The following is a 22380-nucleotide window of genomic DNA, read 5'->3' as shown; positions in this document are numbered from 1 at the left end:
AGACTCAGCAGGGCGCCCACGAGCGGGAGCCGTGGGAGATCGAGGAGTGTGCATGGCCGTCCGAGCCATCCGGGGCGCGACGCAGGTCGACGCCGACGACCGGGACGAGGTGCTGGCGGCCACGCGTGAGCTGGTGAGCACCGTGATCGAGCGCAACGACCTCGACGGTGAGCAGCTGATCAGCATCCTGTTCACCGCGACCCCCGACCTGAAGTCCGAGTTCCCGGCGCTGGCCGCCCGCGAGCTCGGCCTCGGCGACGTCCCGCTCATGTGCGCGACCGAGATCGACGTCCCGCACGCGCTGCCGCGGGTGCTGCGGCTGATGGCGCACGTGGAGACCGACCGGCCGCGGTCGGAGATCGCGCACGTCTACCTGCGCGGCGCGACCGCCCTCCGACGGGACATCGCCCAGTGAGCGCCGACTTCACCGGCCAGGTGACCCTCGACGGGCCGTCCGGCACCGGCAAGTCCAGCGTCGCCCGCGCCGTCGCCGCCCGGATCGACGCGGCCTACCTGGACACCGGCGCCATGTACCGCGCGGCCACCGTCGCCGTCCTCGACGCCGGGGTCGACCCGGAGGACGGCGAGGCGGTGGCCGGCGTCGTCGCCAGGGCCCGCATCGACGTGGGGACGACGGCCGGCGCCGAGCTGGTGCAGGTGGACGGCGTCGACGTCGCGGAGCGCATCCGGAGCGCCGAGGTGACCCGCGCGGTCTCGGCGGTCTCGGCCGTCCCCGCGGTGCGCCGGCAGCTGGTCGACCAGCAGCGCGCCCTGGTCGCGGCGGCCGACGCCGTCGTGGTCGAGGGCCGGGACATCGGCACCGTCGTCCTCCCCGGGGCGACCTGCAAGATCTACCTGACCGCCGCTCCCGAGGCCCGGGCGCAGCGCCGGGCCGGTCAGCTGGGCGTCACCGACGACGCGGAGATCGTGGCCATCGCCGCGGACCTGCGCCGGCGGGACGAGTACGACAGCACCCGCGAGGACAGCCCGCTGCGGCCGGCGGCCGACGCGATCGTCGTCGACAGCACCGACCTCGACCGCGACCAGGTCGTGGACCGGGTCGTCGAGCTCGCGCAGCAGTCCGTGGGGGTGTCCCGATGAGCGAGGACGAGGGCACCGGCGTCCCGCTGCCGGTCGTCGCGATCGTCGGCCGGCCGAACGTGGGCAAGTCGACGCTGGTCAACCGCGTGCTCGGCCGCCGGGCCGCCGTCGTCCAGGACGTGCCGGGCGTGACCCGCGACCGCATCTCCTACGAGGCGCTGTGGAACGGCAAGCGGTTCACCGTCACCGACACCGGGGGCTGGGACCCGAAGGCCGAGGGCCTGGGCGCCTCGATCACCCGCCAGGCCGAGTTCGCGATGAAGACCGCCGACGTGATCGTGCTCGTCGTCGACAGCCAGGTCGGCGCCACCGACACCGACCTCGCGGCGGCGCGGATCCTCCGGCGCAGCACGACGCCGGTGATCCTCGTGGCCAACAAGGTCGACGACGAGCGCAGCGAGGCCGGCGCCTCCGAGCTGTGGTCACTGGGACTCGGTGAGCCGCAGCCGATCAGCGCGCTGCACGGCCGCGGCGCGGGCGACCTGCTCGACCTGATCCTCGACGCGATGCCCGAGGCGCCCCGCGAGCTCGGGACCGAGACCGGCCCGCGCCGGGTGGCCCTGGTCGGCCGGCCGAACGTCGGCAAGTCCAGCCTGCTCAACCGGCTGGCCAAGGAGGAGCGGTCGGTCGTCGACTCGGTCGCCGGCACGACCGTGGACCCGGTCGACTCGATCATCACGATGGGCGGCGAGGAGTGGCGGTTCGTCGACACCGCCGGCCTGCGCCGCAAGGTCAACACCGCCAGCGGCATGGAGTACTACGCCAGCCTGCGCACCGAGGCCGCCATCCAGGCCGCCGAGGTCGCCGTCGTCCTGCTCGCCGCCGACGAGGTCATCAGCGAGCAGGACCAGCGGGTCATCACCCAGGTCATCGAAGCCGGCCGCGCGCTGGTCATCGCGATCAACAAGTGGGACCTGCTCGACGAGGACCGGCACGACCAGTTGGAGCGCGAGATCGAGCGGGACCTCTCGCGGATCAAGTGGGCCAGCCGGATCAACATCTCGGCGCAGGGTGGGCGCGGCGTGGGCAAGCTCGCCGGGCACCTGCGCAAGGCGCTGGCCTCCTGGGAGAGCCGCATCCCCACCGCGGAGCTCAACCAGTACGTCCGTGCGCTGGTCCAGGAGACGCCGCCGCCGGCCCGCGGCGGCCGCGCGCCGAAGATCAAGTACGTGACCCAGGCCGACGTCCGCCCGCCGCGGTTCGTCGTCTTCTCCACCGGCTTCCTGGAGGCCGGCTACCGCCGGTTCCTGGAGCGCAAGCTGCGCGAGCGGTGGGGCTTCGAGGGCACGCCGATCGAGATCTCGGTCAAGGTCCGCGAGGGCCGGGAGAGCGAGCGGCGCAAGAGCGTCGGGGGCTGACCCGGCGCTGGGCGGGGGAGCCGGTGCGGTAACCTGCTCAGGCAGCGATCGGGCGGTGGAAGCCGCCCGCCGCTCGGGCTGTAGCGCAGCTTGGTAGCGCACCTGACTGGGGGTCAGGGGGTCGCAGGTTCAAATCCTGTCAGCCCGACAGAGCACGTCAGGGGCCGTTCCGGAGTGATCCGGAACGGCCCCTGAGTCGTTCCGGGCGACCTGCGGAGGAGGCCGGCTCCGGGACGATCCCGCCGTCCAGATCCACGGTCGGTGTAGGAAGCGGTACCGGGGGTATCAGTAGCGGAGTCGCGCGCTCTCCGTGAGAGCGCTGACTGCGCGGCAGCCCGTCGGGCCGCCGTAAGCCGAGGTCCCCGTCCCCCCGGTCCGCACACGACACGGGGAGACCCATGGTGGCCAGCAGTTCCACCCCCGACCCCGCAGCGTGGACGAGCAGTCCGCACATGGTGCACCCGGCCCATGCCCGCCTCCTCGGGCGGTGGACGCCCAGCCGGGCCGCCGACGTCACGGCCGGCCGCAGGCAGCTCAGCGCCATGCTCACGGACGGCGAGCAGGCCACCGAGGCGGCTGTCGAGCGGTGTGTCCTCGTGTTCGAGGAGCTGGTCAGCAACGCGGTGCGGCACGGCCGGCCTCCGGTCGAGGTGGTGGTCGCGGCCACCGGCGACTGCTGGCTGCTCACCGTCGTCGACGCGGCCGAGCACGTCCCGCCCGTGCCGGACCCGGGGCGGGACGCGGCGCTCGGCGGACTGGGCCTCGCCCTCGTCGCGCGACTGAGCAGCAGCTACGGCACCGAGCCGCTCGGCGACGGGAGCAAGGTCGTCTGGGCCCTCGTGGACCACCGGCTAAGCTGACGATCGCAGGTGCGCTCGGGGGCGCGCGCCACGCTGTTCGACCCGGCGCTGCCGGTGCGCCTGGGTCACCGACCGGTCACCCCCACGGGCGGAGCCGGTTGGAGAGCGGATGCCGGACGACGGCATGGACCAGAGCACCGCCGTCCAGGAGGCGGACACCGGTCCGGGGCAGGGCTTCGCGGACGCGCGAGGCCGGTCGCGGACCGAGAGCCTCGGCGAGCGGGTGCTGGGGTCGTTGCTCGACCGGGCGCACCTCATGCCCGCGCGGCTGGTCGGGCGGCTGGTCGCCCAGGAGATCGCCTCGGTCGGCGGGACCGACGTCAGCATCTGGCTGCAGGACTACGACCAGCGGACCCTGCAACCCCTGACCGGCGCGGGCCTCGTCGGCGACACGACGCCGATCGACGGGAGCTGGCCCGGTCGCGCGTTCGCCCAGGACGCGCGCGTCGAGCAGTCGCTGTCCGACGGGTCCGTGCGGATGTACCTGCCGATGCTCGACGGCTCCGACCGCGTCGGCGTCCTGGCGTTCACGCTCCCGGGGGTCGACGACAACGACCGTCGGCTCGCGCAGCGGCTGGCCGGGCTGACCGCCGACCTCATCGTCACCAAGTCCCTGTACACCGACACGTTCGCCCAGGTGCGCGCCGCGGCCCCGATGAGCCTGTCGGCCCACCTGCAGTGGCAGACGTTGCCGCCGCTGCTGATGACCACGCCCGACGTCGCTCTCGCCGGGATCATGGAGCCGGCCTACGACGTCGGCGGGGACAGCTTCGACTACGCCCTGGACGACCACGTCCTGCACGTCGGGGTGTTCGACGCGATGGGCCACGGCCTGGAGGCGGCCATCATGGCCACCGTCGTGATCGCCGCCTACCGGCACGGCCGGCGCTCCGACGCGTCGCTGCCGGACCTCTACGTGCACATGGACGACGTCCTCGGGAAGTCCCACCCGGGACGGTTCGCCACCGCGCAGGTGGGCCGGCTGGACACCGAGACCGGGATCTTCAGCTGGGTGAACGCCGGCCACCCGGCGGCTCTGCGGATCCGCGCGACCGGTGCCGTCAGCGAACTGACCGGCCCCGTGACCCGGCCCGTGGGGTTCGGCGGCGCCGTCCCGTCGGTGCAGACCACCCAGCTCGAGCCGGGGGACCGGGTGCTGTTCTTCACCGACGGTGTCGTCGAGGAGCGGTTGGCCGACGGCCGCCAGTTCGGCGAGGCCCGGCTGCACGAGCTGGTCGAGCAGACCAGCGCCGAGGGGTCGAGCGTGGCCGAGACGGTCCGGCTGCTGTCCCACACCCTGATGGCGGCCCGGGGCGGACGGACCAGCGACGACGCGTCGTTGCTGCTCGTCGAGTGGCGCGGGCCGCCGCGGGACGACGAGCTGGCCCGCGGCATCATCGGCGGGCTCCCCCCGGGCGACATCGGCAGCTGAGCCGCCCGCCCCTGGTCAGCCCGCGGAGGCCGGTGCGGTCTCGGTCGGCAGCTGCTCCTGCGAGGCCGCCCACGAGGCGAGGAGCTTCAGCGCGTCGGCGGTCGGGGTGCCGGCGGCTGCGGTGTAGACGTTGAGCTGGAGACCCGGGGCGGAGGAGAGCTCCATCGACTCGAAGTCCAGGTCCAGCTGGCCGACCACGGGGTGGCGGAGCCGCTTCTGACCGCTGCGGTGGAACTTCACGTCGTGCGAGGCCCACCGCTGCCGGAAGGTCTCGGAGCGGGTGGAGAGCTCTCCGACCAGCGCGATGAGGGCCTTGTCGTGCGGGTTGCGGCCCGCCTCGAGGTGCAGCATGGCCGCGGCGTCGGCGGCGATGCGGTCGTAGTCGACGAAGAAGTCGCGGGCCTCGTCCGGGTGCAGGTAGACGAAGCGCGTCGTGTTCGCCGGCCGGCCGGGCACCGCGAGCACGGGGGAGTAGAGCGCCCGCGCCAGCTGGTTCATCGCCAGGATGTCGTGCCGGCCGTTGCGCACCCAGGCCGGGGCGTCGGTCATCGCGTCGAGCATCTGCTGGACCGCCGGGCGGACGGCGGTCGGCGCGGGACGGTGCCGTGACCTCCCGCGTGCCCCGCTCTCCTCGGCGAGGGCGTACAGGTGGGTCCGCTCGGCCTCGTCCAGCCGGAGCGCGTCGGCCAGGGCGTCGAGCACGCTCTCGGACGCGCCGCCGAGCCCGCCGCGTTCCATGCGGACGTAGTAGTCGACCGAGACGCCGGCGAGCATCGCGACCTCCTCGCGGCGCAGGCCGGTGACCCTGCGGTTGCCGCCGTAGGCGGGCAGCCCGGCCTGCTCGGGGGTGATGCGCGCCCGTCGCGTGCTGAGGAACTCACGGATCTCGGCGTTCAGGTCGGGGGTGCCCACGCAGTCCACGGTAGGCAGCCGGGGCAGGTGCTGGGAGGTCCTGTCAGTACCCGGAACGACCGGCCCTGCCACCGACCGCGAGGGGCGACCAGCATGGACCTCATGAGCAGCACATCGTTCGTCCTGAACAACGGCGTCGAGATCCCCGCCCTGGGGTTCGGCGTCTTCCAGTCGGCGCCGGAGGAGACGGTCGCGGCCGTGACGACGGCCCTGGAGGTCGGCTACCGGCACGTCGACACCGCCGCCGCCTACTTCAACGAGAAGGAGGTCGGGGAGGCCATCCGCCGGTCGGGCCTCGCCCGCGACGAGGTCTTCGTCGAGACCAAGGTGTGGATCAGCGACTACGGTTACGAGCAGACGCTGCACGCCTTCGACAAGAGCGCGCAGAAGCTCGGCGTCGAGCAGATCGACCTGCTGATCCTCCACCAGGCGCTGCCCGGCGAGTTCGACCTCACGCTGGACGCCTACCGGGCGCTGGAGGAGCTGCTGGCCGACGGCGCCGTCCGGGCGATCGGGGTCAGCAACTTCATGCCCGAGCACCTGACCCGGCTGCTCGCCGAGACCTCGGTCGTGCCGGCGGTCAACCAGATCGAGGTCCACCCCTACTTCCGCCAGTCCGAGCTCCTGGCCAGGGACGCCGAGCACGGCATCCTCTCCCAGGCCTGGTCGCCGATCGGCGGCATCACGTTCTACCGGGACGGGTCGCACGGCAGCACGCTGCAGGACACGACGATCGGGGAGATCGCCGCGGCCCACGGCAGGACGCCGGCCCAGGTGATGCTCCGCTGGCACCTCCAGCAGGGCCGTCAGGTGATCCCGAAGTCGGTCACCCCGTCGCGGATCGCCGAGAACGCCGACGTCTTCGGCTTCGAGCTCACCGGCGACCAGCTGGCCGCGATCGACGCGCTGGACACCGGTGTCCGCGGCGGCCCCGAGCCCGAGAGGATCACCCGGGAGACCTTCGGCCGCGAGATCCCCGAGGCCTGAGCCACCGCACCCCCGACCGATCCGCCGACGGCTCCGGACCACCCTCCTCCATCGACAGGCAGGACGCCATGAGCGACACAGCAGCGCGAAACGACGCAGAGCCGGCCACCGGCCGGGCCAACATCGGGGTCGTCGGCATGGCGGTGATGGGCTCGAACCTGGCCCGCAACCTCGCCAGCCGTGAGGGCAACACCGTGGCGGTCTACAACCGGTCCGCCACGCGCACCCGGACGCTGGTGGAGCAGTTCCCCGAGACGGGCTTCGTGGCGGCGGAGACGGTCGACGAGTTCGTCGCGTCCCTGGCCCGGCCGCGCACGGCGATCATCATGGTCCAGGCCGGCGCGGGCACCGACGCCGTCATCGAGCAGCTCGCCGAGCGGTTCGAGCCCGGCGACATCATCGTCGACGGTGGCAACGCCGACTTCCACGACACCATCCGCCGCGAGCGGGCCCTGCGCGAGCGCGGGCTGAACTTCGTCGGCGCCGGTATCTCCGGCGGCGAGGAGGGGGCGCTCAAGGGCCCGTCGATCATGCCCGGCGGCTCGGCCGAGGCCTACGAGACCCTCGGGCCGATCCTCGAGTCGATCGCCGCGGTGGCCGAGGGCCGGCCGTGCGTCACCCACGTCGGCACCGACGGCGCCGGCCACTTCGTGAAGATGGTCCACAACGGCATCGAGTACGCCGACATGCAGCTCATCGCCGAGTCCTACGACCTGCTGCGCCGGGTGGGCGGCCACGACGTCGCCGCGATCGCCGACGTCTTCGCCGAGTGGAACAGCGGGGACCTGGAGTCCTACCTGATCGAGATCACCGCCGAGGTGCTGCGGCAGTCCGACGCCCGCACCGGCGGCCCGCTGGTCGACGTGATCGTCGACGAGGCCGGGTCCAAGGGCACCGGCGTGTGGACCGTGCAGAACGCGGTCGGTCTCGGCGTACCGGTCTCGGGCATCGGCGAGGCCGTGTTCGCCCGTGCCGTGTCGAGCAAGCCGGTCCAGCGCGCGGCCGTCCGGGGCGTCGTCGGCGAACGGCCGGCCGTGCAGGCCCGGTACGACGGCTTCGAGGACGACGTCCGCGCCGCGCTCTACGCCTCCAAGGTCGTGGCATACGCGCAGGGCTTCGACCTGATCATCGCCGGCGCCCGCGAGTACGGGTGGCAGATCGACCTGGGCGAGATCGCCTCGATCTGGCGCGGTGGCTGCATCATCCGGGCCCGCTTCCTGAACCGGATCGTGGAGGCCTACCGCCGCGACCCGGACCTCGCGACGCTGCTGGCCGACGAGTACTTCGCCGACGCCGTCGCGCAGGGCGAGCAGGCGTGGCGGCGGATCGTGTCCACCGCGGCGCTCTCCGGCGTCCCGGTGCCCGGCTTCGCCTCCGCGCTCTCCTACTACGACGCGCTGGCGTCGGAGCGGCTGCCCGCCGCGCTCATCCAGGCCCAGCGGGACTTCTTCGGCGCGCACACCTACCGGCGGACCGACGCCGAGGGCGTGTTCCACACCCTCTGGTCGGCCGACCGCACCGAGGTCGCGACCGAGCCGTCGTCCCACTGACGCGGCGGGGGTGCGGCCACCGCCGCGCTCCCGCCCACCCCCCTCGAACAGGAAGGCACGAGAACGTGCGAGCAACAGTCATGTACGGCCCCGGCGACGTGCGCGTGGAGGAGCGCCCCGACGCGGCCCTGCAGGCCCCGACCGACGCGGTCGTCCGCGTGGTCCGTGCCTGCGTCTGCGGCAGCGACCTGCACCCCTACCACTCCATGCCGGCCTCGGCCGAGGGCTCGACGATGGGCCACGAGTTCATCGGCGTGGTCGAGGAGGTCGGCGCCGACGTCACGCGGGTGCAGCGCGGCGACTTCGTGATCGCCCCCTTCGCCTACTTCGACAACACCTGCGAGTTCTGCCGCGAGGGGCTCACCACCTCGTGCGTGCACGGCGGCTTCTTCTCCACCGCCCAGGCCGAGGCGGTCCGCGTGCCCCTGGCCGACGGCACGCTGGTCAAGGCGCCGGTGGGGGAGGACTCCGCGCTGCTGCCCTCGCTGCTGACGCTGTCCGACGTCCTCATCACCGGCCACCACGCCGCCGTCCGCGGCCGGGTGGGCGCGGGCTCGTCGGTCACGGTCATCGGGGACGGCGCCGTCGGCCTGCTCGCCGTCCTGTCGGCGAAGCGGCTGGGCGCCGAGCAGATCGTGCTCATGGGCCGCCACGCCGCGCGCACCGACCTCGGCCGGGAGTTCGGCGCCACCGACGTCGTCGCCGAGCGCGGGGACGAGGGCGTCGCGCGGGTGCGGGAGCTCACGGGTGGGCACGGCACCTCGGCGGTCCTGGAGTGCGTCGGGCACCTGCCCGCCTACGAGCAGGCGCTCGGCGTCGTCCGCGCCGGCGGGGTCATCAGCCGGGTCGGCGTCCCCCAGTACGACCAGGCGCCGGCCGGCCGCGCTCTGTTCGGCCGCAACATCACGCTGACCGGTGGCCCCGGCGCGCAGCGGTCCTACATCGAGGAGCTGCTGCCCGAGGTCCTCGACGGGCGCATCGAGCCCGGCCGCGTCTTCGACCGGACCGTCGGGCTGGACGAGACCCCCGAGGGCTACCGGGCGATGGACGAGCGGACGGCGCTCAAGGTCCTCGTCCAGCCCTGAGCAGAGGAGATCCATCATGGAGATGTTGAGCACGCTGCCGTCGGTCCGCGGACCGGCGGAGTGGTTCACCGGCGTCGTCCACTTCGACGTCATCGCGCCCGGGACGCACGCCCGCGGCAAGGTCAACGCCGTCCACTTCGCGCCCGGCGCGCGGACGGCCTGGCACCGGCACGCCCACGGCCAGACGTTGCACGTCACCGAGGGCGTCGGCCTGACCGGCACCCGGGACGGCAGGGTCGTGACGATCCGTCCGGGGGACACCGTCTGGTGCCCGCCGGGGGAGGAGCACTGGCACGGCGCCGCGCCCGACCGGTTCATGACCCACCTGGCCATCTGGGACGGCCTCGCCGAGGGCGAGGACGGCCCCGAGACCGAGTGGGGCGAGCACGTCACCGACGCCGAGTACGGGGGGACGACGTCCTGAGTCCCCGCCGGGGCTGAGGTCGCTCCTCGGTACGCGGGCAGGGGCCGTTCCGGAGTCGTCCGGAACGGCCCCTGACCCGTTCGTGGCGCACTCGACCGGCGCGGACCGCCGCTCGGGGGATACTGACCGCCCCGCCGGTCACCGTTGCGGTGCCGGCGCGCACGACGGGAGGTGCTGGCGTGGCGTCCGAGCTGCTGCGGGCCCGCACGGGCCCCCGCCGGGGGAGCCGGTGACCGACGCGCCTGCCGCCGCGAGCGACGAGGAGCCGGTCCCGGTCTTCTTCCTGTCCGACAGCACCGGGATCAGCGCCGAGACGATGGGCAACGCGCTGCTCATCCAGTTCCCCGACGTGCACTTCGAGCGCACGACGATCCCGTTCATCGGCACGGTCGAGCAGGCGCGTCAGGTGGTCGCACGGCTGGACGCCGCGATGGAGGGTCCGGTGGCGCCGCTGGTGTTCACGACCGCCGCGGTCGACGAGGTCCGCGAGGAGCTGCTGAAGACGCGGGCGCCGATCATCGACTTCTTCGGGCTGCACATGAAGAGCGTCGAGCAGCAGCTGGGCGCCCGCGGCCTGCACGAGGCCCGCCGGCTGCACGGCGTCGGCGACGTCCGCCGCTACAACGACCGGATGGCGGCGATCGAGTTCGCCATCGAACACGACGACGGGCTGGGCACGCGCGGGCTGGACCGCGCCGACGTGGTGCTGCTGGCGCCGTCGCGGTGCGGGAAGACGCCGACGGCGATGTACCTCGCGCTCCAGCACGGCCTGTTCGTCGCCAACTACCCGCTGGTCGACGAGGACCTGGAGACCACGGACCTCCCGGTGCCGGTGCGGCACCTGGCCAACCGCTGCTTCGGACTCACCACCACGGTGGCCCGGCTCAGCCGGGTTCGGCAGGAGCGGCGTCCGGACTCCCGGTACGCCTCCGAGGACCAGTGCCGGTTCGAGCTCCGGCGGGCGATGGCGATGTACGAGATGCACTCCCTGCCCACCGTGGACACCTCGGCGGCCTCCGTCGAGGAGATCGCCACCGTGGTCATCCAGACCCTGGCCCGGCAGGGCCGCCGCGACCCCCGTCGAGGAAGGACGCCCCGCCCATGAGCAGCACACCCGAGGTACCGGCCGACGGGGCCGACAACGTCCGGTGGTTCTCCGACCTCGGCCTGGCCGACCTGGAGGTCGTCGGCGGCAAGAACGCGTCGCTGGGCGAGATGATCTCCAACCTGGCCGACGCCGGGGTGAGCGTCCCCGACGGGTTCGCCACGACCGCCTCGGCCTACCAGCGCTTCCTCGGCGACACCGGGCTGGCCGCCCGGATCGCCGACCGGCTGCGGGCGCTGGACACCGACGACGTCCGGGCGCTGTCGGCGGCGGGCAGCGAGATCCGGCGGGAGGTCGTGGAGCAGCCGTTCCCGCCCGCGCTGGAGGCCGACATCCGGGCCGCGTACGAGCGGCTGGCGGGCGAGGACGCCGAGGCCTCGTTCGCCGTGCGGTCCAGCGCCACCGCCGAGGACCTGCCCGACGCCTCCTTCGCCGGGCAGCAGGAGACGTTCCTCAACGTGCGCGGCATCGACGCGGTGCTGCAGGCCATCCGCGAGGTCTACGCCTCGCTCTACAACGACCGGGCCATCGCCTACCGGGTGCACCACGGCTTCGAGCACGAGGCGGTGTCGCTGTCGGCCGGCGTGCAGCGGATGGTGCGCTCCGACGTCGGGGCCTCCGGTGTCGTCTTCACGATGGACACCGAGTCCGGCTTCCGCGACGCGGTGTTCGTGACCTCGGCCTACGGGCTGGGGGAGGGCGTCGTCCAGGGCGCGGTCAACCCCGACGAGTTCTACGTCTACAAGCCCGCCCTGCGGGCCGGCCGCCCGGCGATCCTGAAGCGGGGCGTGGGGGAGAAGGCCACCAAGATGGTCTACACCGACTCCGCCGAGGTCGGCCGGACGACGGCGTTCGTCGACGTCGACCCCGCCGATCGCCGCCGGCTGTCGCTCACCGACGACGAGGTCCTGGAGCTGGCCCGCCAGGCGGTGCGGATCGAGGAGCACTACGGCCGGCCGATGGACATCGAGTGGGGCAAGGACGGCCTGACCGGGCAGATCTCGATCCTGCAGGCCCGCCCGGAGACGGTGCAGTCGCGCGCCGGCACGGTCACCGAGCGGTACCGGCTGACCGGCACCGGGGACGTCCTGGTCGAGGGCCGGGCGATCGGGCAGAAGATCGGGGCCGGCGTCGTCCGGGTGCTCACCGACGTCGAGCAGATGGACGGGTTCACCGCGGGGGACGTGCTCGTCGCGGACATGACCGACCCGGACTGGGAACCGATCATGAAGCGCGCCTCGGCGATCGTGACCAACCGCGGCGGGCGCACCTGCCATGCCGCGATCATCGCCCGCGAGCTGGGCATCCCCGCCGTCGTCGGCACCGGGACGGCCACCCGCACCCTGTCCGACGGCGACCCGGTCACCGTCTCCTGCGCCGAGGGCGACACCGGGCTGGTCTACGCCGGCGAGGTCGCCTTCGAGGTCGACGAGACCGGGCTGGACGCCATGCCCGAGATCCCCACCAAGATCATGATGAACGTCGGGACGCCGGACCAGGCCTTCGCGTTCTCCCGGCTGCCGCACGCCGGCGTCGGGCTGGCCCGGCTGGAGTTCATCATCAACCGGCAGATCGGCATCCACCCCCGAGCGCTGCTGGAGCTGGACTCGCTCGAGGCGCCGCTCAAGGCGCAGATCGAGGAGCGGATCGTCGCCTACCCCTCGCCCCGGGACTTCTTCGTGCAGCGGGTCGCCGAGGGCATCTCGATGATCGCCGCGGCCTTCGCGCCCGAGCCGGTGATCGTGCGGATGAGCGACTTCAAGTCCAACGAGTACGCCAACCTGCTCGGCGGGGAGCTCTACGAGCCGCACGAGGAGAACCCGATGCTGGGCTACCGCGGGGCGTCGCGGTACCTGTCGGCCGACTTCGCCGAGTGCTTCGCGATGGAGTGCGAGGCGCTGCGCTTCGTCCGCGACGAGATGGGCCTGACCAACGTCAAGATCATGATCCCGTTCGTCCGGACCGTCGCCGAGATCGAGGGCGTCGTCCGCCTGCTCGGCGAGCACGGGCTGCGCCGCGGCGAGAACGACCTGTCGGTCGTGATGATGTGCGAGCTGCCGTCCAACGCGCTGCTGGCCGGCGACTTCCTGGAGCACGTCGACGGGTTCTCCATCGGCTCCAACGACATGACCCAATTGACCCTGGGCCTGGACCGCGACTCCGCGCTGGTCGCCGCGGGCTTCGACGAGCGCGACCCGGCCGTCCTCGCCCTGCTGCGGATGGCGATCTCGGCCTGCCTCGAGCGCGGCAAGTACGTCGGCATCTGCGGCCAGGGCCCGAGCGACCACCCGGACCTGGCCGCCTGGCTGCTGGAGCAGGGGATCGAGTCCATGTCGCTCAACCCCGACACCGTCGTCGACACCTGGCTGCACCTGGCCAAGCTCTCGGCAGGCTGAGGCCCCGCCTCACCCCATCGGGTCAGGCGGGGTGCGGCGGGGGTCTGACCGCGCCGATGCGAGGGGTATGTGGCCCGGCTACTCGTCTCGATCGACCGACACGCGCACCCAGCGGCTCGCCTGGTGGTGGCGCGGTGGCGAGGCCGTCGGCTACGGCCGCCTGGTCTGGCTGGGGTCGGTGGGGACCCCGGCGCTGGGCTGGTCGGTCCTCGGCTCCGGGAGCACCGACACGTCGCTGCTGCTCGCGGTCGCCGTCGCCCACGCCCTGGCCGCGGCGCTGAGCTTCCTGCTGCCTTGGCGGCGCTGGCCGTCGTGGTCGCTGCTCGCGTTCCCCGTGTTCTCCATGGCCTCCGTCGCCCTCACCACGACGGCGGTGCCCGGTGTGGCCGGGGTGTACGGCGGCTTCTTCGCCCTCTGCTTCGCCTACACCGGGCTCTACCTGCCCGCCCGCGGCAGCTACGTCCTGCTGCTCCCGGCGGTGGTCAGCTACCTCGGCACCCTGACCTCGCTGAGCGCCGCCGCCTTCGTGCGGGTCGTGTTCCTGGCGGTCGCGTGGCTGGTGCTGGGCGAGCTGCTCGGTCTGCTCCGGCGCCGGCACGACGAGGTCCTGCGGGAGCTGCGGGTGGAGAACGAGACCGACGCCCTGACCGGGCTGTCCAACCGGCGCGGGATGGAGCGGTTCCTCGGGCAGGCCGCGGGCGGGGACGTGCTCGTCGTGTTCGACCTCGACCACTTCAAGCAGCTCAACGACACGCGCGGGCACGGTGAGGGTGATCGTGCGCTGCAGACCTTCGGCCGGGTGCTGCAGCGGGAGCTGCGCACCCGTGACCGGGCCGCCCGGTCGGGCGGCGAGGAGATGGCGGTGCTGCTCCGGTGCTCCGTGGAGGACCGCTGCGGGGTCGAGCTGACCCGGCGGCTGCGGGGGGAGCTGGGCCGCGCCTACCCGGGGCTGACCTTCAGCGCCGGCATCGCCGTCGTCGATGCCGACCTCGCGGTCGAGTCGGCGGTCGAGGCCGCCGACCGCGCGATGTACCAGGCCAAGGCCGGCGGCCGCGACCAGGTGTGGCTCGCCGACGCCGAGGCTCCCGACGGATCCCGGCCGGTCGCGGACTTCCGCACCACCCAGCAGGGCACGGACCTCCTCGCGGTCTGACGGTTCGCGCCCCGCCCCGGCGGCGTCCGTCAGGAGCGGGGCCGGAGCAGCCAGGTGAGCGGGGCGACGACCGCCATCACCGCGGCCAGGACGAACGCCGTCCACACGAAGGCGTGGTCGGCGTCCAGGCCGAAGTAGACCGAGCCGACCACCGCCGAGCCGAAGCCGAGGCCGGCCTGCATCACGGTCAGGAGCACCCCGCCACCGAGGCCGGCGAGGTGTCCGTGCACCTGGCTGAGGATCACGCCCATCAGCGGCGACCAGATCAGCGCGAAGCCGATGCCGACGACGACCATCGGCAGCGCGACCTGACCCACCGTGAACTCCTCGGTGGCGGCGATGCCGTCGAGGACGAGCCCGAGCCACACGAGGCCCGCGGCGGTCAGCGCGCCCCCGGCGGCGAGGACGCCGACGCCGAAGCGGGGCACCACCCGGCCAGAGGCGATCGAGGCGGCGAGGAAGCCCAGCGACATCGGCAGCAGGCTCACGCCGATCTGCAGCGGCTCGAGGCCGTGGCTGCCGGCCATGAACGAGTAGACGAACATGAACCCGCCGAAGGTCACGTAGACCGGCAACGCGACGAGCAGGCCGGTGCGCATGGTGGAGACCGCGAAGAGCTCCGGGGGCAGCAGGGGCAGGCCGCCGGTGCGCTGCAGCCGCAGCTGCCACCACACCAGGGCCGCCGCGGTGACCGGGACGGCGACCAGACAGGCCCAGGTCCAGGCGGGCCAGCCGGTGGCCCGGCCCTCGGTCAGCGGCAGGATCAGCAGCGTCATGGTGGCACCGAGCAGGACGGCGCCGACCCAGTCCAGGGACGTGCGGGCCGGGGCCTTGGTCTCGGGCAGGTAGCGCGCCACGCCCAGCATCACGACGAGGGCGACCGGGGTGTTGATCCAGAACACCGAGCGCCAGCCGAGCTCCGAGCCGGCGAGCGTGCCACCGACCAGGAAGGCCAGCGAGGTGGCCAGGCCCGCCGTGGCGCCGAACCAGGCGAGGGCCCGGGCGCGGTGGTGGCCCTCGGAGTTGGCGTGGATGCTGGCGAGCACCTGGGGGGAGAGCACGGCGGCGGCCACGCCCTGCAGGAAGCGGGCCGCGACCAGCTGCCCGGAGGTCTGCGCGACCGAGCACAGCAGGCTCGTCGCCGCGAACAGGCCCAGGCCGACGAGCAGCATCCGCCGGCGGCCGAACGAGTCGCCGAGCCGGCCGCCGATGACGACGAGGGCGGCGTAGACCACGCCGTAGGCGGCCACCACCAGCTGCAGGGTGCCGGCCGACGCCCCGAGGTCGGCGCCGATCTGGCGCAGCGCGACGTTGACGCTGAACACCGACATCACCGGCACCACGACGGCGGTCAGGGCGGCGAGGAGGGCGATCGGGTGCATCCGGCGGAGCTCGGCCACCGGAGCGGCGGCTGCGGGTCCGGCGGCGGTTGCCGGGAGGGTGACGTCGGAGGTCATGGGAGCCAGCGTGACGGGCTCCCGATCCCGGTGGTGAGTGCCTGTCCATCCTGGTACCGGCAGTGACTGGATAACCGGCAGGAGGAGGGCGACGATGCTCCGGTGACCGTCGCCACGAGGGCCGAGCTCGCCGACTTCCTGCGCACCCGCCGGGAACGGCTGACCCCGGACGACGTGGGGCTGCCCAGCGGCGGGCGCCGCCGCACGCCGGGCCTGCGCCGCGAGGAGGTCGCGCTGCTCGCCGGGGTGGGGGTCACCTGGTACACGTGGCTGGAGCAGGGCCGCGACATCAACGCCTCCGTGCAGGTGCTCGAGGCGATCGCCGGCACCCTGCGGATGGACCACCAGGAGCGGTGGCACCTCCTCCAGCTGGCCGGCGTGACCGTCGTCGCCCCGGGCTCGCCGTGCCACGTCGTGGGGGAGGCCGGCCAGGCGATCCTCGACCAGCTGGACCCGTTCCCGGCGACCGTGCTCTCGCAGCGCTACGAGATCCTGGCCTACAACCGCGCCTACAACGCGCTGGCCGGCGACCTCGACGCGCGCGACCCGGGGGAGCGCAACCAGCTCTGGCTGTTCTTCACCGACCCGCACTGGCGCGACCTGTGCATCGCGAACCGCGCCGAGGCGGCGGCCCACCTGGTGGGGACGATGCGGGCGGGCCTGGCCGACCACCTCGACGACCCGCTGTGGACCGAGCTCGTCCGGCGGCTGCGCGAGGCGTCGGAGGAGTTCGACGCGCTGTGGCGGCGGCACGACGTCGTCGACCGGGCGCTGCCGGCCAAGGACTTCCGCAGCCCGGTCGGTGACCTGCACCTGCAGCTGACCCGGTTCCACGCGGGTCAGCTGCCCGGCGGCGCCCGGATGATGGTCTACACGCCGCGCGACGAGGTCACCCGCGCGCGGCTGCACCAGCTGGTCGCCGCCGACCCGGTGCAGCGGCTCCGCGCGGTCTGATCCGGCCGGTCCTCAGCGGGCCGGCAGCCCCAGCAACAGATCGGCGACCTCCGCGGGCCGGGACAGGAACGGGTGGTGCCCGGCCTCGAGCTCGACGACCGCGCCGGCCCGGCGGGCGAACTCCCGCTGCGCGGAGGCCGGTGTCCCGCGGTCCTGCGCGCACACCACGTAGGTCGTCGGCAGGTCCTGCCAGGCTGCCGCCTGCACCGGCTGCCCGACGACGGACAGGCTCTGCCGGGCCAGCCGGGCGGTGGCGTCGGTGGCCACCTCAGGGCAGTCCTGCAGGAACGTGTCGACCAGGCGCTCCGGGCGGACGCCGAGGGTGCCGGACGCGGGATCCACGTCGAGGAACGGTGCCGGCCCGGACCCGCTGAACGAGGAGAGGCTCTCCCCGGCCTCGGGCAGGTAGCTGGACACCAGCACCAGGTGCCGGACCGAGCCGACGCCGACCGCGGCCTCCGCCGTCACGATGCCGCCGTAGCTGTGCGCCACCACGACGGTCGGCTCGTCGCCGTCCAGCAGGACCTGCCGGACGGCCGCGACGTCGTCCCGCAGACCCGGCCCGGCGGCCCCGGGAGACGAGCCGGCCTCCCCGCAGCTGGGCAGTGCGGGCGCCACGCTCGCGACCCCGCGCCGCTCCAGCAGGGCGGCGGTGCGGTGCCACCACCACGCACCGTCCCGGACGCACGCCCCGTGCACGAACACCACCCGCATGCCGGACCTCCCCGGACGACTCCGCCGACGTCCGGAACGCTAGACGTACCGTCCGTTACGCGAAAAGCTGTGGCGGTGGGACGCCGCCGGCAGCCGGAGATCGCGGAGCGGCTCCTCGACGCGTGCACGGACGCCGCACTGGCCGGCGGCCTGCCCGACCGCCTCGAGCCGCTGGCCACGGCGACCGGCACGTCGCCGCGGATGCTCCTGTACCACTTCGGCACGAAGGAGGCGCTGCTCCGCGCGGTCCTGCAGCGCGCGCGACACCGGCAGCGGCAGGAGTTCGAGGCGCTGTTGCGGGTGCGGCCGGGGGAGGACTACCGGACGACGCTGGCCCGCGCCTGGAGCGGGATGACCGGCCCCTCCGGGCATCGCTACCTGCAGATGTTCGGCCGGCTGCGCGAGGACGCCGAACAACGGCTGTGGCCGGGCTTCCGGCGGGAGGCGACGACGGACTGGCTGGCGCCGCTGGAGGCGGGCCTGCGCACGATCGGGCGGCCGGAGCTGGCGACGCTCGTGCTCGCCGTCGTCCGCGGGCTGGTCATGGACCTGGACGCCACCGCCGACACGGCACGCGTCGACCGTGCGTTCGCCGACTTCGTGGCTTCGCTGGGCGCTCCTGGGTCCTCTCGTTGACGGGGTTCGGCCGGGTCGCATAGCTTCCGAAGTGACCGGCGTGTCACTTCGCTCGCGGTCGACCGACAGGAGAACCGCGTGAGGCATCAGCCAGTCAAGACCGGGCCGTACGGGATCGGCCTGGGCATCCACACGGTGCACGTGGCCGAGGAGGTCGAGCCTGTCGCCCGCTTCCTGGAGGAGGTGCTCGGCGCGGTGCTCTTCATGGGCGTCGACGAGCCGAACTACCTGCCGCCCGAGGACCGGTGGGCCTGCGTCGGCGTGGTCGGCGACTGGGCGATCGAGATCATGGCCCCGAACAAGCCGGTGGACGCGACGAAGCCGGTCGGGAAGTTCTTCAGCAAGTTCGGCTCGCACCTGCACTCGATCGGCTACGAGGTCGACGACATCGTCGGGCTCGGCAACTCCCTGATCTCGCACGGCATCTACCTCGGCGCCCCGGGGGGCGGGCAGCTGGAGAAGATGCCCGACGACGCCACCTACTGCTTCCCGAGCCCCGCGCAGACGGCCGGCCTCATGGTCCAGCTGACGGCGTTCTCGATCCCGGGTGACCCGCGGGTCCTCGACACCTGGAGCTCCCAGGTCAAGCAGTGGTCGGACATCCACCCGATGGGGATCACCCGCCTCGCCTACCAGACCGTCGGCGTCCGCGATCTCGACGCGGCGCTGGCCCGGTACGTGGAGCTGTTCGACGTCGTCCCGCTCGGGTCGGGGACGGCCGAGGACGAGGGGGCCCGCTACCAGCTGGTGCAGCTGGGGGACACGGTGCTGCGGCTGGCCGAGCCCACCGACGAGGACTCGGCGCTGGGCCGGCACGTCGCCCGCTGGAAGAACGCGATCTACGGCGTGACCTTCCAGGTGCGGGACCTGGCGGCCGCCGAGGAGTGGCTGGTCGCCAAGGGCATCGGGGTCACCCGGCTGTCGGACACCCACCTGGCGGCCGATCCCGCGGACACCTTCGGCATGCCGCTGTTCTTCACCACGCAGGCCGTTCCCTCGGCCGGCTGATGGACGTGCCGGGACCCGCGGACGGCGGTCCCGTCCCCGGTTCCCGGCCGATCGGCCGGCCGCCGAACGCGGACGCCGCGGCCACGAGGCGGGCGATCGTGGCCGCGGCGGCGGGGCACCTCACCGCCGTCGGGCACACCCGGATGAACCTCGCGGCGGTGGCCGCGGACGCGGGGATCACCCGGGCGGCGATCTACCGCTACTTCGACTCCAAGCAGGACCTCGTGCGCGCCGTCGTGCAGGAGGTCCCGGCCTCCTACGACCAGATGGTGCAGACCGACGTCCTCCCCGAGCAGGGGCTGGTGCGCCAGGTCCGGGCGCTGGTCCAGGTGGCCGCGCGGTCGTCGTTCGCCGACCCGCGGAGCTCGCTCGACTACTTCGACCTCGCCCGGCTGAGCGAGGCCGACGACGCGGTGGCGGAGGTCTTCCGCGAGGCGTCGCGGCGGATCCGGACGGTGATCGTCGAGATCGTGCGCCGTGCCGGGGAGGCGGGCGAGCTCGCGCCGGACGCCGATCCCGCGGAGGTCGTCGAGGCCGTGTCGGGCCTGGTGTGGTCCTTCGGCGCGGGCGCCAGCGAGGCACCCAACGACGCCGTCCGGCGGCAGGTGCTGCTGGCGACCGAGCTCGTCCTGCGCGAGGCTCCGTGGGCCGTTGACGCCCCGGCGGGACGGCCCCTAGCGTAAGTGACGGGCGAGTCACTTAGGCGCCGCCCGCATCCCGAGGAGTCGCCGTGGACACGTCCCGCATCCCGCTGATCTCGGCCGACTCGCACGTCAGCGAGCCACGCAGCCTGTGGTGGGACGCGCTCCCGGCCTCGATGCGCGACCGCGCGCCGGCCCGGATCCGGCCGAGCGAGGAGGGCGCGTGGGAGCTGCGCCGGCACGAGGACACCGACCTGACCCAGCGCCAGCGCGACGCCGCGGAGGAGAGTGCGCGCAACCAGCAGAACGACGTCGGCTACCGCCTGCAGGTGATGCACGAGGACGGGATCTCGGGGGAGTGCGTCTTCCCGACGATCGGCCTCTACGTCTGGGACATGGACGACGCCGCCCTGGGCGAGGCCTGCTGCCAGATCTACAACGACTGGATCTACGACACCCTCGAGAAGACCTCGCCCCGGCACCGCTGCGCCGGTCTGATCCCGACCTGGGACACGGACATGGCCGTGGCCGAGCTCCGGAGGATCGCCGCGCTGGGGCTGGGGGCCGCGATGCTGCCGCTGCGCGGGGTGCCGTGGGAGTACAACAGCCCGAACTGGACCCCGCTCTGGGAAGCGGCGGAGGAGACGGGCCTGCCACTGGTGCTGCACCAGGGCAGCGGCCACGACATGCTCTTCTACCGCGGCCCGGGCGCGGCGGTGGCCAACCTGCTCGCCACCCAGTCGATGGCGCCGCGCAGCGTGGCCCTGCTCGCCACGTCGGGCACCCTCGAGCGGCACCCCGGCCTGCGGTTCGTCTTCGTCGAGACCAACACCGCCTGGATCTCCTGGGCGATGGACACCCTCGACTCCTACTACGACGCCTTCCTGGCCAACCCCGGCTGGGTGCGGCCGGAACTGGCGGAGAAGCCGAGCCACTACATCCGCCGGCAGGTCCACGGCACGTTCCAGTGGGACCCGACGGGTCTGAACAACATCGGTCGCACGGGGACGGGGCCCCTGCTGTGGGGGTCGGACTACCCGCACAGCGAGGGCACCTACCCGAACAGCCGAGCGGTCGTCCAGGAACAGTTCGGTTCCCTCTCCGAGGCCGACGCCACCGCCATCCTCGGCGGCACCGCGGTGCGGCTCTTCGGCTTCGACCCCGCCGCTGTCGCGACCCCGGTGCCGGCACCGGCGGCCTGAGCGGCCGGGGTCAGGTCAGCGGTACGGACGCCGCCAGTTCCTCCCCGCGGGCCAGCATCGCCGGTGCGTCCTCGGGGAGCAGCGTCCCCGCCTCGACCATCGACTCCACCGCGGCCGTCCACTGCGCCAGGTACTCCGCGCGGGAGCCGTAGCGGGCCCGGACGACGTCGGCCGGGTACCGCCGGCGACCGCCGTACAGCGCCGCGCTGCCCGTTCCCCCCTTGTTCCCCCGGTGCTCGGCGACCGGGACGGCGATCTCGGGCAGCCGGACGCCGCCGAGGCCGTTGCCGTCCTTCCCGCGGGACACCGAGAGCCAGCCCTCCTCCCGCAGGGCGATCCGGGGCTGGACCGGAGGCGCCTGGCCGCCGGCGACCCAGCGGTGCACCGCGCGCAGGCCGGCCTCGTGCACCGGGCGCCACGTCACCGGGTTGGTCTCCCACGTGCCGGGCTCCTGAGGGAGCGGCCGGCGGCGGGTCCCGTGGCCGGTTCCGGTCACCTCCCACACCCTCCGCCGGTCGGTGTCGGCCAGGTCGAGACCGTGCGTGGCGGTCACCTCGAACTCGCTGTTCACGATCAGCACGGGGACGTCGAGGTCGTCGCGGACGGTCGTGCGCAGCGGCATGGGGGTGGCACCGTCGTCCAGGCGCGGCGCGCGGCCCTCCCAGACGCTCAGCAGGAAGCCGTCCACGACGCGGTGCAGCGGGTGGACGGCGTCGGCGTAGGCGCACAGCCGCATGGCCGACTGCGACCCGCCGGTCGCGATCACCCGCGCCACGGGGAGCCCGCCCATCGGGTCGACGCCGGCGAGGTCCCGCCGGGGGCCGACGACGGAGGCGGCGGCCGAGAACAGGTCGAAGCAGCCGAGGTCGCCGGGGTGGTGCAGCTGCCCGTACCGCTCGGGGTCGGCGTCGAGGAGGGGGGCGCCGCTGCGCTGCTGGAGTCCCATCCCGGCGCCGTAGAAGCCCGCCTGCTGCGCGCTGACCCCCACCCAGGCGTGGCCGCGGTAGATCTCGCCGTCGGCCGGTGCGGGCTGCTCGTAGCCGGCGGAGACGTTCTGCCACGCCAGGAAGACGGTGCCGCTGAACAGGGCGGGGTCACGGGGCCGGACGACCAGGATCCGGGTGGTGAAGTCCGCCTGCGCGGTCGGCACGGCGGTCCACCTCCCGTCGGGGGTGGGCCGGTCCTCGCCCGCGTGGGTGTAGGCCGTGGCCAGCCCCTCGACGAAGAACTCCTCACAGACGTAGCCGTGCTCGGCGACGACGTCGGCCGGCGGCGCCCCGTACGCGGCACCCGGCACCGGGCCCTCGACCGTCAGGCCGGAATCGAACGACATGTCCCGATCATGCTCAGACACCCGTCTCAGCGGTCGAAGGGGTCGCCCCGGACCCCGGGACGACCCCAAACC

The 22380-nt window shown here is 73.5% G+C and carries 21 protein-coding genes and 1 tRNA gene; 18 read left to right on the top strand and 4 right to left on the bottom strand.

All coding sequences use genetic code 11. The features are described 5' to 3' along the window. Window positions 1-52 precede the first annotated feature (52 nt). The 6 genes from aroH (at window position 53) to N555_RS0116185 (ending at window position 4751) form a co-directional block, all read left to right on the top strand. Complete coding sequence (gene aroH / locus N555_RS0116210) at window positions 53-415, top strand: chorismate mutase (protein ID WP_029432546.1); 363 nt, start codon at window positions 53-55, stop codon at window positions 413-415. Next, the gene (gene cmk, locus N555_RS0116205; RefSeq protein ID WP_029432545.1) at window positions 412-1101 is read left to right on the top strand and encodes a (d)CMP kinase; all 690 of its coding nucleotides are present in this window, start codon (window positions 412-414) and stop codon (window positions 1099-1101) included. Before aroH ends, cmk begins: the two co-directional genes overlap by 4 nt. Then, entirely contained in the window at window positions 1098-2459 is a 1362-nt protein-coding gene (gene der, locus N555_RS0116200; protein WP_034510843.1) for a ribosome biogenesis GTPase Der, read from the top strand. The genes cmk and der overlap by 4 nt, the downstream gene beginning before the upstream one ends. A gap of 74 nt (window positions 2460-2533) precedes the next feature. Next, a tRNA-Pro gene (locus N555_RS0116195) sits at window positions 2534-2607 on the top strand. Window positions 2608-2857: 250 nt separating this feature from the next. After that, window positions 2858-3319 (top strand): ATP-binding protein, encoded by a 462-nt coding sequence (locus tag N555_RS0116190; protein ID WP_081866272.1) that lies wholly within the window; start codon window positions 2858-2860, stop codon window positions 3317-3319. Window positions 3320-3428: 109 nt separating this feature from the next. Continuing rightward, entirely contained in the window at window positions 3429-4751 is a 1323-nt protein-coding gene (locus N555_RS0116185) for a PP2C family protein-serine/threonine phosphatase (RefSeq protein ID WP_029432542.1), read from the top strand. A 15-nt stretch (window positions 4752-4766) separates the two neighbouring features. On the opposite strand, the gene N555_RS0116180 is transcribed toward N555_RS0116185, so the two are convergent. Further along, window positions 4767-5663 carry a helix-turn-helix transcriptional regulator gene (locus N555_RS0116180; protein WP_029432541.1) on the bottom strand — a complete coding sequence of 299 codons (897 nt, stop codon included), beginning with the start codon at window positions 5661-5663 and terminating at the stop codon, window positions 4767-4769. 102 nt (window positions 5664-5765) lie between these two features. On the opposite strand from N555_RS0116180, the gene N555_RS0116175 reads away from it, so the two are divergent. From N555_RS0116175 to N555_RS26965, 7 genes are all read left to right on the top strand, one after another. Next, the gene (locus N555_RS0116175; protein WP_029432540.1) at window positions 5766-6650 is read left to right on the top strand and encodes an aldo/keto reductase; all 885 of its coding nucleotides are present in this window, start codon (window positions 5766-5768) and stop codon (window positions 6648-6650) included. A 68-nt stretch (window positions 6651-6718) separates the two neighbouring features. Continuing rightward, window positions 6719-8200, top strand: coding sequence for an NADP-dependent phosphogluconate dehydrogenase (gndA, locus tag N555_RS0116170; RefSeq protein WP_029432539.1), 1482 nt, complete (start codon window positions 6719-6721; stop codon window positions 8198-8200). A gap of 65 nt (window positions 8201-8265) precedes the next feature. Beyond that, window positions 8266-9285: a zinc-binding dehydrogenase gene (locus N555_RS0116165; protein WP_029432538.1), complete on the top strand. Its 1020-nt coding sequence runs from the start codon at window positions 8266-8268 to the stop codon at window positions 9283-9285. 16 nt (window positions 9286-9301) lie between these two features. Beyond that, complete coding sequence (locus tag N555_RS0116160) at window positions 9302-9709, top strand: (R)-mandelonitrile lyase (RefSeq protein ID WP_029432537.1); 408 nt, start codon at window positions 9302-9304, stop codon at window positions 9707-9709. 229 nt (window positions 9710-9938) lie between these two features. Further along, window positions 9939-10814, top strand: a complete 876-nt coding sequence (locus tag N555_RS0116155) for a pyruvate, water dikinase regulatory protein (RefSeq protein WP_051684137.1) — start codon at window positions 9939-9941, stop codon at window positions 10812-10814. Further along, the gene (gene ppsA, locus N555_RS0116150; RefSeq protein ID WP_029432535.1) at window positions 10811-13210 is read left to right on the top strand and encodes a phosphoenolpyruvate synthase; all 2400 of its coding nucleotides are present in this window, start codon (window positions 10811-10813) and stop codon (window positions 13208-13210) included. Before N555_RS0116155 ends, ppsA begins: the two co-directional genes overlap by 4 nt. 67 nt (window positions 13211-13277) lie before the next feature. Beyond that, window positions 13278-14363: a GGDEF domain-containing protein gene (locus N555_RS26965; RefSeq protein ID WP_029432534.1), complete on the top strand. Its 1086-nt coding sequence runs from the start codon at window positions 13278-13280 to the stop codon at window positions 14361-14363. 29 nt (window positions 14364-14392) lie between these two features. Here the strand turns inward: N555_RS26965 and N555_RS0116140 are convergent, their stop codons facing one another. Beyond that, window positions 14393-15820, bottom strand: coding sequence for an MFS transporter (locus N555_RS0116140; RefSeq protein ID WP_029432533.1), 1428 nt, complete (start codon window positions 15818-15820; stop codon window positions 14393-14395). 102 nt (window positions 15821-15922) lie between these two features. On the opposite strand from N555_RS0116140, the gene N555_RS0116135 reads away from it, so the two are divergent. Continuing rightward, a complete protein-coding gene (locus tag N555_RS0116135; RefSeq protein WP_034510829.1) occupies window positions 15923-16774 on the top strand; it encodes a helix-turn-helix transcriptional regulator in 852 nt (283 codons plus the stop codon). A gap of 12 nt (window positions 16775-16786) precedes the next feature. Here the strand turns inward: N555_RS0116135 and N555_RS0116130 are convergent, their stop codons facing one another. Further along, window positions 16787-17488, bottom strand: coding sequence for an alpha/beta fold hydrolase (locus tag N555_RS0116130; protein ID WP_029432531.1), 702 nt, complete (start codon window positions 17486-17488; stop codon window positions 16787-16789). Between the two features lie 69 nt (window positions 17489-17557). Between N555_RS0116130 and N555_RS0116125 the strand changes: the two genes are divergently transcribed. The 4 genes from N555_RS0116125 to N555_RS0116110 all read left to right on the top strand — a co-directional run bounded on the left by N555_RS0116125 (window position 17558) and on the right by N555_RS0116110 (window position 20975). Next, window positions 17558-18124, top strand: a complete 567-nt coding sequence (locus tag N555_RS0116125; RefSeq protein WP_231502823.1) for a TetR/AcrR family transcriptional regulator — start codon at window positions 17558-17560, stop codon at window positions 18122-18124. 78 nt (window positions 18125-18202) lie between these two features. Continuing rightward, complete coding sequence (locus N555_RS0116120) at window positions 18203-19132, top strand: VOC family protein (RefSeq protein ID WP_029432529.1); 930 nt, start codon at window positions 18203-18205, stop codon at window positions 19130-19132. Between the two features lie 5 nt (window positions 19133-19137). Next, window positions 19138-19815 carry a TetR/AcrR family transcriptional regulator gene (locus N555_RS0116115; RefSeq protein ID WP_197029043.1) on the top strand — a complete coding sequence of 226 codons (678 nt, stop codon included), beginning with the start codon at window positions 19138-19140 and terminating at the stop codon, window positions 19813-19815. Between the two features lie 47 nt (window positions 19816-19862). Then, complete coding sequence (locus tag N555_RS0116110) at window positions 19863-20975, top strand: amidohydrolase family protein (RefSeq protein WP_029432527.1); 1113 nt, start codon at window positions 19863-19865, stop codon at window positions 20973-20975. A 10-nt stretch (window positions 20976-20985) separates the two neighbouring features. Here N555_RS0116110 and N555_RS0116105 read toward each other — a convergent pair whose 3' ends face one another. Then, window positions 20986-22308 (bottom strand): alpha/beta hydrolase domain-containing protein, encoded by a 1323-nt coding sequence (locus tag N555_RS0116105; protein ID WP_051684136.1) that lies wholly within the window; start codon window positions 22306-22308, stop codon window positions 20986-20988. Window positions 22309-22380 lie beyond the last annotated feature (72 nt).

This window comes from Blastococcus sp. URHD0036 (assembly GCF_000701365.1).
Taxonomy (GTDB): Bacteria; Actinomycetota; Actinomycetes; order Mycobacteriales; family Geodermatophilaceae; genus Trujillonella.
This window is presented reverse-complemented; position numbering and strand designations above follow the sequence as displayed.